The organism is Parvularcula mediterranea (assembly GCF_013085255.1).
In the GTDB taxonomy this organism is placed as follows: domain Bacteria; phylum Pseudomonadota; class Alphaproteobacteria; order Caulobacterales; family Parvularculaceae; genus Parvularcula; species Parvularcula mediterranea.
Map to the genome: position 1 here is coordinate 1,183,437 of NZ_JABFCX010000002.1, position 16,510 is coordinate 1,199,946.

Annotated in this window: 13 protein-coding genes and 1 tRNA gene; 8 read left to right on the plus strand and 6 right to left on the minus strand. The window is 62.4% G+C overall.

Translation table 11 applies throughout. From position 1 onward, the window contains the following. Positions 1–68: 68 nt before the first annotated feature. The gene (locus tag HK107_RS06365; RefSeq protein ID WP_198912316.1) at positions 69–839 is read right to left on the minus strand and encodes a Rho termination factor N-terminal domain-containing protein; all 771 of its coding nucleotides are present in this window, start codon (positions 837–839) and stop codon (positions 69–71) included. Between the two features lie 121 nt (positions 840–960). On the opposite strand from HK107_RS06365, the gene HK107_RS06370 reads away from it, so the two are divergent. The 3 genes from HK107_RS06370 to HK107_RS06380 all read left to right on the plus strand — a co-directional run bounded on the left by HK107_RS06370 (position 961) and on the right by HK107_RS06380 (position 2,452). Beyond that, a complete protein-coding gene (locus HK107_RS06370; RefSeq protein ID WP_173197790.1) occupies positions 961–1,293 on the plus strand; it encodes a DUF2794 domain-containing protein in 333 nt (110 codons plus the stop codon). A 69-nt stretch (positions 1,294–1,362) separates the two neighbouring features. After that, positions 1,363–1,983, plus strand: a complete 621-nt coding sequence (locus tag HK107_RS06375; RefSeq protein WP_173197792.1) for a VPLPA-CTERM sorting domain-containing protein — start codon at positions 1,363–1,365, stop codon at positions 1,981–1,983. A gap of 52 nt (positions 1,984–2,035) precedes the next feature. Beyond that, entirely contained in the window at positions 2,036–2,452 is a 417-nt protein-coding gene (locus HK107_RS06380; RefSeq protein ID WP_173197794.1) for a hypothetical protein, read from the plus strand. 77 nt (positions 2,453–2,529) lie between these two features. On the opposite strand, the gene HK107_RS06385 is transcribed toward HK107_RS06380, so the two are convergent. Next, a complete protein-coding gene (locus HK107_RS06385) occupies positions 2,530–3,246 on the minus strand; it encodes a Bax inhibitor-1/YccA family protein (RefSeq protein WP_173197796.1) in 717 nt (238 codons plus the stop codon). 271 nt (positions 3,247–3,517) lie between these two features. On the opposite strand from HK107_RS06385, the gene HK107_RS06390 reads away from it, so the two are divergent. Beyond that, positions 3,518–6,082, plus strand: a complete 2,565-nt coding sequence (locus tag HK107_RS06390; RefSeq protein ID WP_173197798.1) for a zinc-dependent metalloprotease — start codon at positions 3,518–3,520, stop codon at positions 6,080–6,082. A gap of 233 nt (positions 6,083–6,315) precedes the next feature. On the opposite strand, the gene HK107_RS06395 is transcribed toward HK107_RS06390, so the two are convergent. Continuing rightward, positions 6,316–7,794 carry a transcription antitermination factor NusB gene (locus HK107_RS06395; RefSeq protein WP_173197800.1) on the minus strand — a complete coding sequence of 493 codons (1,479 nt, stop codon included), beginning with the start codon at positions 7,792–7,794 and terminating at the stop codon, positions 6,316–6,318. Between HK107_RS06395 and HK107_RS06400 the strand changes: the two genes are divergently transcribed. From HK107_RS06400 to HK107_RS06410, 3 genes are all read left to right on the plus strand, one after another. Beyond that, positions 7,793–8,527 (plus strand): YbjN domain-containing protein, encoded by a 735-nt coding sequence (locus tag HK107_RS06400; protein WP_173197802.1) that lies wholly within the window; start codon positions 7,793–7,795, stop codon positions 8,525–8,527. The two genes, HK107_RS06395 and HK107_RS06400, sit on opposite strands and share 2 nt — an antisense overlap. A gap of 49 nt (positions 8,528–8,576) precedes the next feature. Then, positions 8,577–8,653 (plus strand) — tRNA-Arg (locus tag HK107_RS06405). 197 nt (positions 8,654–8,850) lie between these two features. Then, positions 8,851–10,935 carry a TIM-barrel domain-containing protein gene (locus tag HK107_RS06410; protein ID WP_173197804.1) on the plus strand — a complete coding sequence of 695 codons (2,085 nt, stop codon included), beginning with the start codon at positions 8,851–8,853 and terminating at the stop codon, positions 10,933–10,935. On the opposite strand, the gene HK107_RS06415 is transcribed toward HK107_RS06410, so the two are convergent. From HK107_RS06415 to HK107_RS06425, 3 genes are read right to left on the minus strand one after another with little or no spacing between them, the layout of a single operon-like run. Further along, positions 10,932–12,329: a TolC family protein gene (locus HK107_RS06415; RefSeq protein ID WP_173197806.1), complete on the minus strand. Its 1,398-nt coding sequence runs from the start codon at positions 12,327–12,329 to the stop codon at positions 10,932–10,934. The two genes, HK107_RS06410 and HK107_RS06415, sit on opposite strands and share 4 nt — an antisense overlap. Next, positions 12,326–13,363 carry an efflux RND transporter periplasmic adaptor subunit gene (locus HK107_RS06420; RefSeq protein ID WP_173197808.1) on the minus strand — a complete coding sequence of 346 codons (1,038 nt, stop codon included), beginning with the start codon at positions 13,361–13,363 and terminating at the stop codon, positions 12,326–12,328. The genes HK107_RS06415 and HK107_RS06420 overlap by 4 nt, the downstream gene beginning before the upstream one ends. Before the next feature lie 3 nt (positions 13,364–13,366). Next, positions 13,367–15,118 carry an ABC transporter transmembrane domain-containing protein gene (locus HK107_RS06425; protein ID WP_233061150.1) on the minus strand — a complete coding sequence of 584 codons (1,752 nt, stop codon included), beginning with the start codon at positions 15,116–15,118 and terminating at the stop codon, positions 13,367–13,369. A 186-nt stretch (positions 15,119–15,304) separates the two neighbouring features. Between HK107_RS06425 and HK107_RS06430 the strand changes: the two genes are divergently transcribed. Continuing rightward, complete coding sequence (locus HK107_RS06430; protein WP_173198817.1) at positions 15,305–16,504, plus strand: parallel beta-helix domain-containing protein; 1,200 nt, start codon at positions 15,305–15,307, stop codon at positions 16,502–16,504. Positions 16,505–16,510: the final 6 nt, after the last annotated feature.

Genomic DNA, 16,510 nt, shown 5'->3' on the forward strand with positions numbered 1-16,510 from the left:
AGAAAAACACTGGCCCATGAATGAGGCCATTCTGGGGACGATTGTGGGCGGCTTCGGGATTTGCGCTCCTAGGCAGCGTTTGTTTTCAGGGCTTCAGCCAGTTCAGCTTTCGTCATGTCCGAACGGCCCTCAACGTCCTGCTCTTCGGCAAGCTTGTAGAGTTCGTCCTTCGTCTTGCTGCTGGGGTCTGAGGGCGCTGGATGGTTGGCGATGGCATCGGCGAGCTCATCCTTTGTCATGTCCGAGCGGCCTTCGATCTCGCGCTCCTTCGCCATCCCGTAGAGCGCGTCTTTCGATTTCTGGTCGAGGGAGACCTTCGAGCCTTTTTTCCGCCCGTTCTCGTCCGTGGCCTCCTCGATGGCTTCGAGAAGCTCTTCCCTGGTCATGTCCGAATAGCCAGTGAGACCGAGATCCTTGGCCCGTTCGAGAAGCATGTCCTTGGTCGGCCCGTCCTTTTTGATCTTCGAGACCTTGTCTTTGACGTCGCCGGGCTGGTCGACGAACTGCTGGTCGCCGTTTTTCTTCTTCTGGGTCGAGCGGGCGTATTCGTCCTCGGTCAGGAGCATCCGCACCTTCTTCGGCAGGTAGCGCTCCCCGCTTTCGAGGCTCTCATCGCCCGACTTGGTGCCCCAGTCCTGCTCGGTCCATTCGTGGAGGTCAGTCTCTTCCTGGGAAGCACCATCATCCTCGTAGCCGCCGCCACGCTTTTTATACGCCTGCACGGCCATCTGGGCCTTACGCGCGGACCACTGTCCGGGATCCCCGCCCTTATCCGAGGCCATGATCTCGTCCTTCACCGCTTCCCAGAGCTCAGGGTCTGATTTCGTGGCGCTCGACATAAGGGTCTCCCGGATCAACTCGGTGAAAGAATGGGTTGAGCGTTACGAGCGTTCCCAGGCTGCGGCACCTCGCCGAAAGGGAGAGGCTTGCCGGTTAAGCGTTTCGGGGTAGGCTCTTCTCATGCGTGAGACCCAAGGGCAGGCGCGCCGCGCGCCGACCGTTCATTTCGACCGCCGCGAGCTCGATAGGCTCCTGCAGCTCTACGGCTTCTTTGTCGCGAGCGGTGACTGGAAGGACTACGCCATCGATGACCTCCCGGACCGGGCGGTCTTCTCCGTCTTCCGCCGCGCCGCGGAAATGCCGCTCTATCGGATCGAGAAAAACCCCAAGCTCAGGGGACGCCAGGGCCAATGGTCCGTCGTCTCGATGGGCGGGCAGATCCTCAAGCGCGGGCAGGAGCTTGAGAATGTCCTCAAGGTCTTTGATTCAAAAAAGCTGAAGCTCGTGACCTGAGCTGCGCTGGCTCGTTTACTAAGTTCACGGACGCATTATCTTCCTCTCGGGAATAATGAGGGGATCATCATGAAAAAACTCGCCATCGGCGCAGCGGCGCTGGCGTTCTTCGGAATGGGCCATGCGGCCACGCTCGGCGTGCAGTCGGCTGCGGACGCGAAACCTCTTGGGTTCGAAAGCGCTTCAGGGCCGATCCCAATTCTTGCCGGGTCCTTTTCGTCGAGGGTCGTCGGTGACGTCACGATCAGTGCCGTGCCGCCCTCCTCGCTCAATTTCCGCCAGGACTGGACGACCCGCATTTCCGGAAACCAGTTTGCAATAAACAACGTGGAGAGCTTCGACCTGACCTTCAGCGGCCTGGTCCGCGGCTTCGGGTTCGACTTCGTGGAGGCGGAGAACGATCCTCTCGTCAATGGCGCGTTTGTCGACTCTATTTTCGAGATCACGCTTTGTGACGGTACGGACTGCTTCGACAGCGTCATGCTCGATGCGGCCAACGACACAGGCCTGTTCGTCTTCGTCACGTCGAGCCGTGCGTTCGACAGTGTCGAGATCCGCGAGACCACGGGGAACATCGGCAACGAGTTCTTCGGCGAGATCTACACACAGGCCGTGCCCATCCCGGCTGCAGCGCCGCTCTTCCTTGCAGGTCTCGGCCTTGCGGGATGGCGCGGACGTCGCAAGCGCTGAACGGTTTGGTTCCGCCGGGTGTTCCCCTGCCAAGACACGCAGGAGAACGCCCATGGCCGACGCAACAAGCCTCACCATTGGCGCGGATGAAGTCCGCGCCTTCGCCGCCCAGCTGAAAGCCTTCCACGGCAAGGCTGCGTTGACGGGTCAGAATGACGGCTCGAACGAGACCGATACCCAGCAGGACAATCTCGAGCTGACCGACAAGGCCGGTGAGATGGCTGGCTTCCGCGGCACCTATGGCGAAATGAACGCAGCGAAGCGCCTCGACCTTGCCGCCCTGACGCTCCTGGGCATGGAGCAGGCTTCGACCTTCGACGAGGCCATGACCATCGCCAAGGACCGCAACGGTCCCGATCTCGATGCCTTCCGGGAGATGCCGCTCAGCCCGAACTTCCTCCTGTCGGGCCTCGACCAGGTCGGCATGCCCGGCGGTGACGACATCGAGGCGAAGCGAGAGCCCCAATAAGCGCTCCGGCTTCCTGACAACAAAAAAGCCCCGGCACGATGGCCGGGGCTTTTCTCGTTCTGAGATCAGCGTTCGCGCTATTCGCGCATGATGCCGAGAATGTTCAGGACGTGAATGAACAGCGTCACGAAGCTGCCGTAGAGGGCAAAGGCGCCGAAGATGGCGGCCCGCTCGTTCTGCTCGCCAGCACCCTCTGCGTAGAGGTTCTTGATCATCTGGGTCTCATAGGCGGTGACCGCCGAGATGAAGAGGATCACGCCAGCGGAGATCAGGAAGCTGAAGCCCGTGGACTGGATGAAGAAGTTCGCGACGATCAGCACGAGGAACCCGATACCCGCCATGAACAGGAACTTGCCCCAGGGCGAGAGGTCCTTCTTCGTCGTGTAGCCGAAGAGCGACATGGCCATGAAGATCGAGGCCGAGATGAAGAAGGCCAGCGCCACGTCCTGTGCGAGGCCAAGGCCCACATAAATTGCGACGATCGGCCCGATCAGGACGCCCCAAAGCGCGACATAAGCGGCGTAGGCGCCGAACGCGACGGCACGGCTTGCCGAGAAGATCATGCGCGGGGCAAGCCAGCCAAGCGCGATCACGCCGATGAAGCCGACGATACGCAGGGGGCCGAGCGCGGCGATCCACTGGGGGTTCATGATAAAGGCGAAGGCGACCAGTGCGGTGCCTGCGATACCAAGCGCCATGTAGTTGTAGACGCCAAGCATATAGCGCCTCAGGCCCTCGTCATAAGCGACGGCTCCTGTGCCTGCGCGCTGCTGGAAACGTTCCGTTTCTGACATTCAAATTCTCCTTGCCGCGGCCTGAATGGCCGCTTGCACGTGCCTTGAAGATAAGGAACATCGCGCTGGGCGCAATGGTCCTAGGCTCCGGTTAGCAGGGCAATAATCACGCTCGCGGCGCAGCCCTTGCAGACGATCCTCCCATCGATACCGAATTTGTTACCAGAGCGTTGCGCTCAGCGTCCAACTTGTTACGGTATCTTTAAGACATGGGCTGGGGGCACCGCTTTTGGGCGCGGTGGTTCCGGCAGGACCTGGGGAAGGGCATAGTATGATCCGCAATCTCAAGACGCGCGCGCTGCTTGGCGCCGCCGTTTCCGCATTCACGGTTTCGGCTTTCGCCGCGGCTAACGCTCAGGAAGACAAAGGTCTTCCGACGATCGCGGAGAAAACCGAAGGCTACGAGCAGATCGAGGGCCTCTTCCCGTTCTACCGCAATGCGGACACCGGCGAAGTCCTGATGGAAGTCACCGAGGAGCAGCTCGGCGACGAGTTCATCGCGTTTACCTATGTGGAGAACGGCGTCCTCGACGCGGGCGTCTTCAAGGGCCTCTTCGCTGACCAGCGCATCATCCGCTTCGACAAGCATTTCGGCGCGCTCGAGCTGAACGAAGTCAACACATCCTATTACTTCGACCCTGAGAATGCGATCGCGAAGGCCGCTGACGCCAATATCGCCCCGGCGATTATCGGCACCCTCGACATCGTTGCCGAGACCAAGGGCGATGATGATGGCGACGACCGCTACCTCATCCCCGCAGCTCCGCTCTTCAAGTCGGAGATGCTGACCCAGATCAACCGCCCGAACCCGCTGGCTGGCCCGTTCCAGTTCAACCTCGGCGGCCTCAACCCGCGTCAGACGAAGTATGACGACGTCCGCGGCTATCCTGAGAACGTCGACGTCGTTGTCGACTACGTCTTCAACAACCCGATGCCGTTCAATGGCGGCTCGTCGACCGTTACCGATGCCCGTTCGGTCACGCTGCAGGTCCAGCACTCGCTGATCGAAATGCCGGACGATGGCTACGAGCCGCGCTTTGACGACTACCGCGTCGGCTACTTCTTCGACCAGACCACGGACCTGACGAGCTACGAAGCGGCTCCTTATCGCGACGTCATCAACCGCTGGCGCCTCGAGAAGAAAGACCCGGCCGCTGCGATCTCCGATCCGGTCAAGCCGATCACCTTCTGGATCGAGAACACGACCCCGGTCGAATACCGCGACATCGTCGCCGAGGGTGTCCTCAACTGGAACGAAGCCTTCGAGCAGGCCGGTTTCTCGAACGCCCTCGAAGTGAAGGTGCAGCCTGACGATGCCGAGTGGGACGCGGGCGACATCCGCTACAACGTCCTGCGCTGGACCTCGTCGCCGATCCCGCCCTTCGGCGGCTACGGCCCGAGCTTCACCAACCCGCGCACCGGCGAAATCCTCGGCGCGGACATCATGCTGGAGCTCGTCTTCCTCCAGAACCGCGTCTTCGCCTCGCAGACCTTCGAATCGATCGGCCTGCCTGAGTGGATGATGGACGAGGACAAGTTCGACGAAGAAGGCCACATCATCACGCCTGAGCATGATGAGCACCGCCACTGCATCGCCGGCTCAGCGATGCAGGATAAGCTGAACTTCGGCATCACGGCTCTTCAGGCGCAAGGCGCGCCCCAGGAAGAGATCGACGAGATGGTTCGTCAGGCTCTGATGACCCTGATCCTTCACGAAGTCGGCCACACCCTCGGCCTCAACCACAACATGAAGGCGACCACGATCTATGGCCCTGACGAGATCCACGATGCGAGCGTCACCCAAGGCGCGCCGTCGGGTTCGGTCATGGACTATCACGCCACGAACTACGCCCCTCTCGGCGTTGAGCAAGGCGACTACGAGCACACCCGCGTGGGTGCCTACGACAAGTGGGCGATCGAGTTCGGCTACAAGCCTGAGGTCTCGGACCCTGAGGTTCGCGCCGAAGTTCTGTCGCGTTCGGACGATCCGATGCTCACCTTCGGCAACGACGCTGATGACATGCGTTCGCCTTGGAACGGCATCGACCCGCGCGTGATGATCGGTGATCAGTCCTCGGACACGATCGAGTACGGCATCGACCGTATCAAGCTCGTCCGTTCGCTGATGAAGGACCTCCTCGCCAACCACGAGGGCGACAGCTACCAGATGCTGCTCCGTCAGTACTTCACTCTGACTGGCCAGCAGGCCCAGGCGGGTGTCGTGATGTCGAAGCAGATCGGCGGGGTCTATGTCGAGCGCATCGAACCGGGTCAGGAAACGGATAAGCTTCCGTACACGGCCGTTCCGAAAGCCATCCAGAAAGAAGCCATGGACACGCTCGCCGAGTATGTCTTCGCGGCTGATGCCTGGGATGCGCCGGAAGACCTCATCCGTCACCTCCAGCCCCAGCGCCGCGGCTACAACTTCTTCTTCAACACCGAAGATCCGAAGCTCCATGAGCGTGTGCTCGGCATCCAGAACGCGGTCCTCAGCCAGGTTCTGAACCCGAACGTCATGCGCCGCATGACCAACTCGGCTCTCTACGGCAACGAGTACTCGGCCGCTGAAGTCGTGCAGGATCTCAACGACGCGATCTTCGGCAACGATCTAATGGGTGTGACCAATACCTACCGCCGCAACCTGCAGATCGCCTACGTCCAGCGCTTGACCCGTATCGCCTACGGCTTCGGCTGGGATCCGGTTGCGCAGGCTGCTGCCCTCGCAGGCATTCAGGACATCAAAGGCCGCTTCGGCCTGATGCCGGAGATGCTCCTGCCGCTCGAAACCCGCGCCCACCGCGCCGCGATCCGCTTCGAGCTGCAGTGGGTCGGTTGATCCTCTGAAGGCAGATGAATTGAAAAGGGGCGCCCAAGCGGCGCCCCTTTTCTGTGTGCGGATTTTTCAGCAGCGTGCTACGCCCACCTCTCCCTATGGGAGAGGTCGAATTCCATGATTTCGGGTGAGGGTGTTCGGATTCACGGCACAGATCGCCCTCATCCTCAATCCCTCTCCCTTTGGGGGAGGGAGGCGGCACCTGAGCAATCAGTCTTAAAAAAGGCGGTTTTCGCTCAGCCGTTCTTCCGCAGGCGGCAGGCGAAGAAGCCGTCCATGCCGCCGTCTTCCTGCATCCGGTGGGGCAGGGTGCGCACATCACCCTCTTTCGTCAGCACAGGGAGGTTCGCGACCTCGTCTTCTGTCACCGGCACGCGCTCGACATCGTCACGGCGCTCAAGAAGCGCTGCGATCTGCTCTTCGCCTTCCTCCGGCAAAAGCGAGCACACGGCGTAAACGAGCGTACCGCCAGGCTTCACCAGCTCCAGCGCCTTGTCGAGCATCCGCGCCTGGAGCCTGACAAGGTCAGGCACCTGGGTCTCCCGCGACGTCCACAGAAGATCAGGGTTCCGGCGAATGGTACCCGTCGCCGAGCATGGCGCATCAAGCAGCACCCGGTCGGCCGCATTGGGCGGGCTCCATTTGAGGACATCCTCCTCAAGGACCACAGCTTTGAGGCCCGTCCGCTCGAGGTTCTCGCGAAGGCGGATCGTCCGTGGCCCTGAATGGTCCACTGCAAAGACGTTCGCGCCCGTGGAAGCGAGCTGCATCGTCTTCCCGCCCGGCGCGGCGCAGAGGTCGTAGACCGTCTCACCCTCCTGCGCGCCGAGGATCTCGGCTGGCAGGCTGGCGGCCAAATCCTGGGCCCACCAGAGGCCCTCTTCGAAGCCCGGAAGCTCCCGCACCTGGGTCGAGCTCATGCGCACCGTGCGCGGCCCGATCCGGCGTGCGCCGACTTCCTCAGGCCAGTCGATCTTTGCCGAAGGATCTCGCAGGGAGAGATCGAGCGGCGGCTCGTTCCGATGCGCCTCGGCAATCGACCCAGCCCGCTTCGCGCCATAGGCCCGGGCGAGCTTGCGCCAGAGCCAGCCCGGCGTATCCGCCCGCAAGGGCACGGCTTCCGCCTTCGCCTTGCCTTCCTCGGCAATCCGGCGGGAGACAGCGTTGATCAGGCCCTTGTAGCCCTTGGTCTCGACCCGGAGCTTCGAAAGCTCCACCGCCGACCAGGCAGCCGCGTGGGCTTCGGTACCCATGAAGCAGAGCTGCGCCGCGGTGATCCTAAGAATGTCCGCAAGGTTCGTCTGCTTGGGCTTGAGCGGCTCGCGCAGATACTGGGCGATCACCTCGTCGAGCGTCCCCCGGCGCCTGAGCGTCGTCGATGCCAGCGCCCGGGCGAAGCCCCGGTCAGACCCCTCCAGCGCATTGAAAGTCCTGCAGATTTCAAGCGCTACATCGAGCGTGAAGCCCTTTCCCGTAAGGCGCAGGAGGTCGATCGCGGCGTTCCGTGACTCCACCCCCGGCGGTAGCGGCGGCAGCTCTTTCTTGCGCGGCGCGTCATCATCGCGGTCGCGGCCTTTCGGGCCGTCAAAGTCCCGTTTGCGAGGACCGTCGAAGTCGCGCTTGCGCGGCCGGTCTTCATCCCGGCCGGAGGAGCGTCGTTTACTCCCCCTTAACTCTTCGCTACGCTGGGGTCTGGCTTTATGGGGCGGCTTCATGATGAGACATCTGATCTTGGCTGTGGCAGCAATGTTCGTGGGCCTCGGCTCGGCCGCGGCACAATCCAACGCGCTTGGCACGTCGGGCAAAATCCGCAACCCCTCGCAGACCTTACCGAGCCTCCACGCTGAGGCTCTTATCCCGGTTCTGAAGCAAATGGGCCTCGGCTATGAAGGCGCCACGCTGCCCGGCGGTGAGAAGGCAATCCTCGTCCAGACCGCAGAAGGCGTGCGTTTCCAGATCACTCCGATGGCCTGCGACCGCTCGAACCGCTGCCGCGGCATGCACCTCGTCACCATGTTCGAGACCGAGGTCGACCGCCGTACGGTCGCTGCATTCAACGACCGCTACGCCTTCATTTCCGCAGGGCTGAGCAGCGACCGGCTCGCCTACCTCGCACGCTATGAGATCGCCGACTTCGGCATGCCCCGCGGCAACGTCGCGGTGTCCATCGAGGTCTTCCTCGAAACCGCAGGCCTCTTCGCCGAGCATCTCCAGAAGGCGCAGCCCGGTCTCAAGAAAGAGCCCCACGGCAGCGACCTCTCCGCCAATGGCCTCAACATGTCCGGCCTGATGCGCTCGGTCTCCACCGGCTTCGCACCCCGCGTGGCCATGCCACACAGCCATGCGCTGAGCTTTGAAGAGACGACCGACATCGTTGAGACCTTCGTCCGGGCCGAGAAGCTCTACCCCGGACGGATCGTCAACGAGCTCGATCCCCTGAAGAAGTAACGCCTTGCCAAAGGGGGCACCGTGCCCCCATACGGTCCCCCCGGCATCAGCACCCATAGCTCAGCTGGATAGAGCGCTGCCCTCCGAAGGCAGAGGTCATAGGTTCGAATCCTATTGGGTGCGCCATTTTCATTGTTTCACGGGCCGTGGGCCCTCCAACGGGGCGGCCTGACCGGCCGGGCCGCGGTCGCAGCCTTAGCTCGTCGCCATAGCGACGAGCGTGCTGAAGCGGGCCTGTTTGATATTCAGTCCTGACTTGTCGGCCTGACCGAAGTCCTACCTTATGACCTGGCGCTACGATGTGCTGGCTGAGGAGGATGTCGATGAGCGGAACTGCTGGAGCGCCGGGGCGGAGCCTTTCGGTGAGTGCGACCATCGCAATCTTCGAGCCGCCTCAGTTCGACCCCTCCCAGACTTTGCCTTCGCTCATGCTCAATGGAGAGCCTGAGACCTCGCCGCTCGAGGACCCTTGGCCAACCACCCCTTCCTTCGGCGAGGCGCATGGCAAGCGCACCGTGGACATCGCTATTGATCGCGACACAGACCTTTACGGTACGGGCGAGGTCACAGGCCCACTTCGCCGCAACGGCCAGACGATCGAGCTGTGGAACACGGACAATCCCAGCTACCGCCGGGTTCAGGGCCAGCGCCTTTACCAGTCCCACCCCTGGGTCCTTGGCGTCAGGCCAGACGGCAGCGCCTTCGGCATTCTTCACGACAGCACCTGGCGGCAGTCCCTGATCTGTGGGCGGACCATCAGGTTCGAGACTGACGGCCCCGCAGCGCGCGTCATCGTCATCCTCGGCGAGGACGCAATGGATGTCCTGCGCCAGCTCTCCAACCTCACCGGCAAGATGGAAATGCCGCCACTCTGGGCCCTCGGCTATAACCAGTGCCGGTGGTCCTACTACCCCGACGCGCGCGTGCGCGAGATCGCCAATGAGTTCCGCTCACGGAAGATACCGCTCGACGTCATCTGGGTGGATATCCATTACATGGATGACTACCGGGTCTTCACCTTCGACCCTGAGCGCTTCCCTGATCCTGCAGCAACCAACGCCTATCTCCATGAGAGGGACGTGAAGGCCGTCTGGATGATCGATCCGGGAGTCGCAAAGCAGGATGGCTACTCTGTCTACAACAGCGGCGAGGCACGCGATGTCTGGATCAAGACCGCTGACGGGCAGCCTGCCCAAGGCGAGGTCTGGCCGGGCCAAACAGTCTTTCCCGACTTCACCACTAAAGAAGCTGTCCATTGGTGGTCGGAGCAATATCAAGACTTCCTCGCGGTTGGAATCGACGGTGTCTGGAACGACATGAACGAGCCTGCGATCTTCGATGCCGAGACCTGGACCTTGCCGGAGGACGCTGTCCACCGCGGCGGTGCTGCCCACGCAGGTTTGCCGATCCCTGAGGGTCCGCATCTGCGCTATCACAACGCCTACGGAATGCTGATGGCGCGCGCCACACGCGACGCGGTTTTGAAAGCCAAGCCGGACAAACGGCCTTTCGTCCTAACCCGCGCCAATGTGCTCGGCGGGCACCGCTATTGCGCAACCTGGACAGGAGACAATCGTTCGTGTTGGCATCATCTCAAAATGTCGATCCCGATGAGCGTCAACCTCTCGCTATCCGGCCAGCCCTTCCACGGCCCGGACATTGGCGGCTTTGAGGGCGAGGCTTGGCCAGAGCTGTTCGCTGAATGGATGGCCATTGGTGCCTTTTTCCCCTTCTGCCGTGGGCACACGATCGAGAAGAGCGCGGATCACGAGCCCTGGTCTTTTGGTCCGGAGACGGAGGAGGTTTGCCGCGTGGCGCTGAGGCGCCGTTATGCGTTGATGCCCTATCTCTACACGCTGTTCCGCCGGGCAAGCGAAACGGGTGCGCCCGTTATGCTCCCGGCTTTCCTCGCCGATCCGGCGGAGGAGGAGCTGCGTTTCTGCGACGATCGCTTCCTCCTGGGTTCCGATCTCGCCGTCGAGCCCGGCTGGGCGGATAAGACGATCTCCCTTCCAGAGGACTGGCGGCTGATCCCTCCGCTGGCGGAGGAAGTGCCCGGCGATATCCATCCGGCACTACGCCTCCGTCCGGGAGGGTTGATCCCGGCCTGTGCGCCCGCGGTCAGTACGGAAGCACTGACGCTCGAAACCCTGACCCTCCATGTGAACTTCGACCAAGATGGGCACGCGACAGGGTCGCTCTACTGGGATGAGCGAGAGGGCTTCGGCTTCGAGAATGGTGCCTATACGGATCTGTCCTTCGTCTGCCAGCGCACCGATGCAGGGGCCACGCTCAAGGTCACGGCAGCAGGCCAGAGGCCGTTGCCAGCTGAGACAAAGATCATCGTGATCGATGTCGCGAACGCTGAACAACCAGTGCTCGCAACAAGGCTCGGCGCGGTGCTCTAGCCTCCGGACGTCAGTCGTTCTATGTCAAAGGTTGCGGCGAGGTAGGAGATCCTCGCGGCGGCAAGGGCAAGCTCCGCCTCCGCGACCCGCACCCTGGCATTTGCAGCCGTCTGTTCACGGATGTTGACGAGGAAGAAGTCACTGGCGCCGTTCCTGAAGCGCCGCCGTTCTGCTTCCTCCAGCTCAGCTGCCTGTTGCGCCTCTAGTGTCGCCAGTTTTAAAAGCTCCTCTGCCGTTTCAATCGAGACGGTCAGCTTGCGGATTTCCTGCGCGATACGATCGGACAGCAGCCGCTGGCGCTGCTCGAGAGCATCAAGCCGTGCATTGGCCGAGCGGACACGGCCGCGCGCATCACGGCGTCCGAAGGGCACTTTGAGGGTCACCCCTGCGATGACTTCAGCGTCGTCGCGGCTGATCCCGCCGGGGCCTATGGCACCGAAATCGTCACCCGCTTCGACCTTGAGGTCGAGGTTCGGCAAGAGGTCATTGCGCGCAAGGTCACGCTTGAGCTCGAGCCGCTGCCGGGCAATCTTCAGGAGGCGAAGTTCTGGCTGTCCGTCGACAATCGAGGCCAGCTCCGCAAGGGACACAGGGCTCGGTAGGTCAAGGTTCAAAGGCTGCTGCTCAGGAGACGGAACGATCGGCTCGCCATTCTCATCCCTGAGATAAAGCGCCAGATCGTTTGCCGCGAGGGCGAGGGCGAGGTCTGCGCGGCGGACACGGTCACGCCTCCTCGTCAGGTTCTGGGCATTCTCGGTCAGGAAGATCGCCGCTCTCGCGCCTGAACTGACCTCACGCCTGAGGGCGACATCGCGCCGCTCGGCCAATGCGAGCAGCCCGGCATAGGCCTGCCGTTCACGGCCCGCGGTCACCCACTGCCAGTAGGCGATCTGCGCACGCTCCTGCACCTCGAGGCGAGCGATCAGGACATCCAGCGCGGCCTCGCTGAGGCCAAGTTCGGCTTCGAGGATGCCCGCCCGCCGGCTATCAATCGTCCGGTTGCGGAGGAGCGAGAAGAGCACGCCGACCTTGGCTTCGCCGCCTTGGTTAGTGAAGTACTCATCCTCATAGATCGGGAAGTCGCCCTGGGACAGACGATAGCCGCCATAGACCTCAGCACCTAAGGGGGCGAGGGGCTTGGTCGCCTCCACCGAGGCAATGTCGCCTGAGTAGAAGCCCGCGAGCCTGCCCCTCAGCCTGCTTTCGATGACCGTGTCGAACGCGCCCTCCGCGCTCAGGCGTTCTCCGGCTGCTACGCGCTGTTCCGCCTCGGCTGCGAGGAGCGCGGGGTAGTGGCGCTCAACGGACTGGATCACCGTTTCGGGCAGGAGTGGTGCCGTCTGGGCATGGGCAAGCCCTACCAGGAAGATCAGTGCAAGGACAACATACCTCATTGAGGTGCGAACCCGTCGCTGCTGGCCTCGCCGGTGAACTCCGGCGGGAAGTTGTTGAGCTGGCGCCAGAGCTCGAAGCCAAGGGGCACGGTCTCGAGGAGGATCCAGCCGCGCACCGTGGCGCCGTAGCGGATGAACCGCTGGTCAGGCCAGGGCACTTCAGGATTGTCGACTTCTGTCACCAGAACGCGGAACTGACCGTTCGGCTGTGCCGTCGGGTCGATCGTAAGGACCCGTGCCTCGAACGTGCCGACAGCGACCGATGGCCAGCCGGAGAACTGCACCGCTGGCCACCCCTCGAAGAGGAGGCGGACATCGTCGCCCGGCTTGACCAGGGCCACGTCGCGGCCGTCGATGAAGAGTTCCACCGCACGCTTCGCGCCATCGGGCTGGAAGGTGGCGACGGCGCTCCCTGCGGAGATGGTGGTGGCGACGTCGCCTGCATTGAGGCGGAGGATCGTACCGTCCCTCGGTGCACGGATGAGCTGCAGCGACTGGCGCGAGATATCGACCTGCTGGCGGGTGAGGGCCGCTTCGGCGGCGGCAAGGTCAGCGCGCAGGCCTTCCACGCGGATCGTGGCCTGCTCATAGTCGCGCCGCGCGGCGAGGCCGTCCTCGAACAGGCGCTGGGTCCGTTCAAGGTCGATCCTCGCGGTGGCAAGGGCGGACGCTGCGGCATTGCGCTGCTCGAGTAGCTGCTGTTGCTCCGCATCAAGACGTTCGAGGAGCTGGGGGTCATTGTCAGCGACCTTCAGGATCGGATCGCCCTTTTTCACCCGCGCGCCATCACGGACGTACCAGCGCTCGATCCGCCCTGAGACGAGGGCGTTGATCTCCTGCTGGCGGTCATTGGGGTCGAGGGTCGTGACGATCCCGGGGCCTGACGTGGTCTGGACCCAGGGCGTCATGGTCAGGAAGGCAATCGTCGCGGTGATGGTCACCACGAGGATGATCGCCACCGCGGTGAAGATCCGCGGCTTCTTGATCGAGGCCAGGGTGGTGAAGTGTTTGATATGACGCTCACGGAACGGCATGGATCAGGCGCTCTCCATCACGGATGCAAGCGGGACAGGTTTTCGCGCAGCCTCGGCCCGGTCGAGGGCTTCGCAGAACGCCGTGTAGTCGCGGTGGATCGTCTGCTTGTCAGGCTGCAGGAACAGATATCCGTCAAGGTCCATGTCATCCCGCCGGTTCGAGAAGACGATCACGGTCGTCGGCGCTCCGCCGTCCGTCGTGGACAAGGCGATCGCCCGCTTCAGGAGCGAAGCCGACATGGTGTCGTAGAGCTGGTTCAGGATGAGTACGGACGGTTTCGACAGAATGCCTGCGGCAAGCTTGAGGCGCATCGCCTCACTCACCGACAGCGGCCAGCCTGTAGAGCTCAGCATCGTGTCGAGCCCGTCCTCAAGCTCATCAAGCGCCGTGTCGAGGCCGACGGCCTCCAAGGTCTGGAGCATTTCCTCCGAGCTGACATTCTTGCTCGAGAGGCGAAGATATTCGCGCATCGTCATCTCAACGAGGGTCGGCCGGTCGAGCACAACCACTTCGCGGCGGAGAGCATGGATCTCCGTGTCGCGCAGGTCATCGCCGCCAAGGGTGATGATGCCGCCTTCGGGGCTCTCAAAGCGCTTCAGCAGGTTGCCGAAGAGGCGCTGGGTACCGTGGGTGGACGCGACCGCCTGCAGCTTGACGCCTGAGGGGATATCGAAATCGAAGCGCGCAGGAATGTTCCGGGCACGGCCTATGACTGAGCGGAAGTGCAGCGAAGCGTCGAGGCGGTCAGGCGTCAGCTGGCCCACGGGCGCTTCCTGCTCGACGTCCCAGAAACGGCTCAGCTCTTCGGCTGCCGCGCAGAGATCATAGAAATAGACAAGGTACGTCCCAAGCTGGCTCACGCCGAGAAAGGCCACCGACAGCACGAGCTCAGCTGCAACAAGCTGGCCGAGGGTCAACTGCCCTTCGATCACCAGCCAGCCGCCGAGGCCCAAGAGCGCCGCGCTCGCGGCTGCGTAAAGGATCAGGAAGCTGACCGTCTGGGAGAAGTGCCGGCGGAAGTGGATGCGGTGCTTCTTCACATACTCCGCGGTGGTGTCATCGGTCTTCCGAAGGGCGAAGGCGATATGGTCGTCGGACTTGAAGAAGCCGTTCGAGGCACCGAGCCCCTCGAGCCACGCTGCGGCCTTGTGCTTGGCGATGGAGAGGTCGACCGACGTCCTGATCGCCGAGGGCCCCCAGATCAGCCAGATCGCCCAGATCAGCACGATCATCACGAGGTTCAGGGCGAGGAACAGCGGATGGTAGAAGCTCGTCAGGACGAAGCCGACCCCTGCCTGCAGGATCACCGTGAAGCCGCCGATCACAAGGACCGGCATGGCCTTCTGGATGATGATGATGTCGAAATAGCGGTTGAAGAGCGGCCCGCGACCGTCATCGAGGAAGAACGGGTTCTGCGCATAGAGCGCTCTGAGGGCGATTTCTGACGTCATCCGGGCGTAAAAACGCCGGGCGAAGATCTCCATCAGGTGCACCCGAAGGGCATTGAGGAGGCCTGAAGCCAGAAGCAGGAAGAACAGCGTGAAGGACAGAACCACCAGCGGTACGGCGAGCCCTGTATAGCCCACCGAGTTGATGAGCACCTGCACCGCGATCGGCGTTGCAAGGCTCAACAGGCTGATCCCTATGCCATAAATGACCGCCAGCGCGACGAAACTGCGCTCCGGCTTGATGACATCAGCCGCCAGGCGAATGACGTGGCGCGCTGAAGGGGTCTCTGGTGATCCAGCGTTCAAGTCCGACTCCCGACGAAAAAAGGGCCCAGCTCTGCCGCTGTCCCTTGGATCAATTAGAACCGGGAAAGATTGAAACAAGCCTATGGAGACAGGGTCGACTGATAGGTTTTGCGCTGCACCATGGAGCGGATGCTTGAGGGCCCTCCCAGCTTGCGGCAGCATTCCGGTCAGGGAGACTACGCCATGATGAGAACTGCTCTTGCAGCGTCCTTGATCCTGCTGACCGCCTGCGGAGGCGAGCAGGAAGCCGCCGCGCCTGTGACCGATGCCAGCTACCAAGAAGAGCTGCAGCTTGCGCTCCTCGACGCACAGCCAGGCGATGTGATCACCATTCCCGCAGGCACCTACGCCTTCGACCGGGGGCTCAGCCTCACTGCCGATGGGGTGACGATCCGCGGGGCCGGGATGGCAGAGACGGTGCTAAGCTTCAAAGGGCAGCTCGCAGGGGCGGAAGGGCTTCTCGTCACCGGCGATGACTTTCTGATTGAGGATCTCTCCATCGAAGACGCCAAGGGTGACGCACTCAAGGTCACCGAAGCGGACGGCGTGACCATCCGCCGGGTGCGGGTCGCGTGGACCGGCGGGCCGAAAACCGAGAACGGCGCCTATGGATTCTATCCGGTGCAGACCACCAACGTGCTGATCGAGGACTCTGTCGCGGTCGGCGCCTCGGACGCTGGCATCTATGTCGGTCAGTCGAAGAACGTCATTGTCAGGAACAATCTCGCCGAAGAGAACGTCGCAGGTATCGAGATCGAAAATACACAGGACGCGGACGTTTACGGGAACGTCGCGAAGAACAACACGGGCGGCATCCTCGTCTTCAACATGCCGAACCTCAAGCAAGCCGGCGCGAACATCCGTGTGTTCGAGAACGAGGTCGAGGAGAACAACCTCGATAACTTCGCCCATCCCGGAACGCCCGTGGCATCGATCCCCGCAGGCTCCGGGATTGTCGTGAACAGCCATGACGATGTCGAGATATTCGGCAACACCGTGCGCGACAACCGCACGGCCAATGTGATCATTTCTTCCGTCTACAGCTCAAACTACGCCGATGATAGCTGGTCAGACAGTTTTGATCCTTATCCTGAGCGTATCGCACTCCACTCGAACACCTTCGAGGGCGGCGGCAATCGCCCCGACGGGATGGAGCTGAAGGCTGCGAAACTCATGCTGTTCGGCCCGACGGGGCGGTTCCCTGACGTTCTCTGGGATGGCTACGCGCCAGAAGGCCGTTCACCCGAAATCTGCATCGGTGACCAAGGGACCGAGGTCCTGAATGCCGACATGCCGAACGGCTCAAAGAACATGCGGGTCGACGCGGAAGGCTTCTCCTGCACGCTTGAGCCGCTAGCGGCGGTGAGGCTGGCCGAGGCGCTGTAGTCGAGG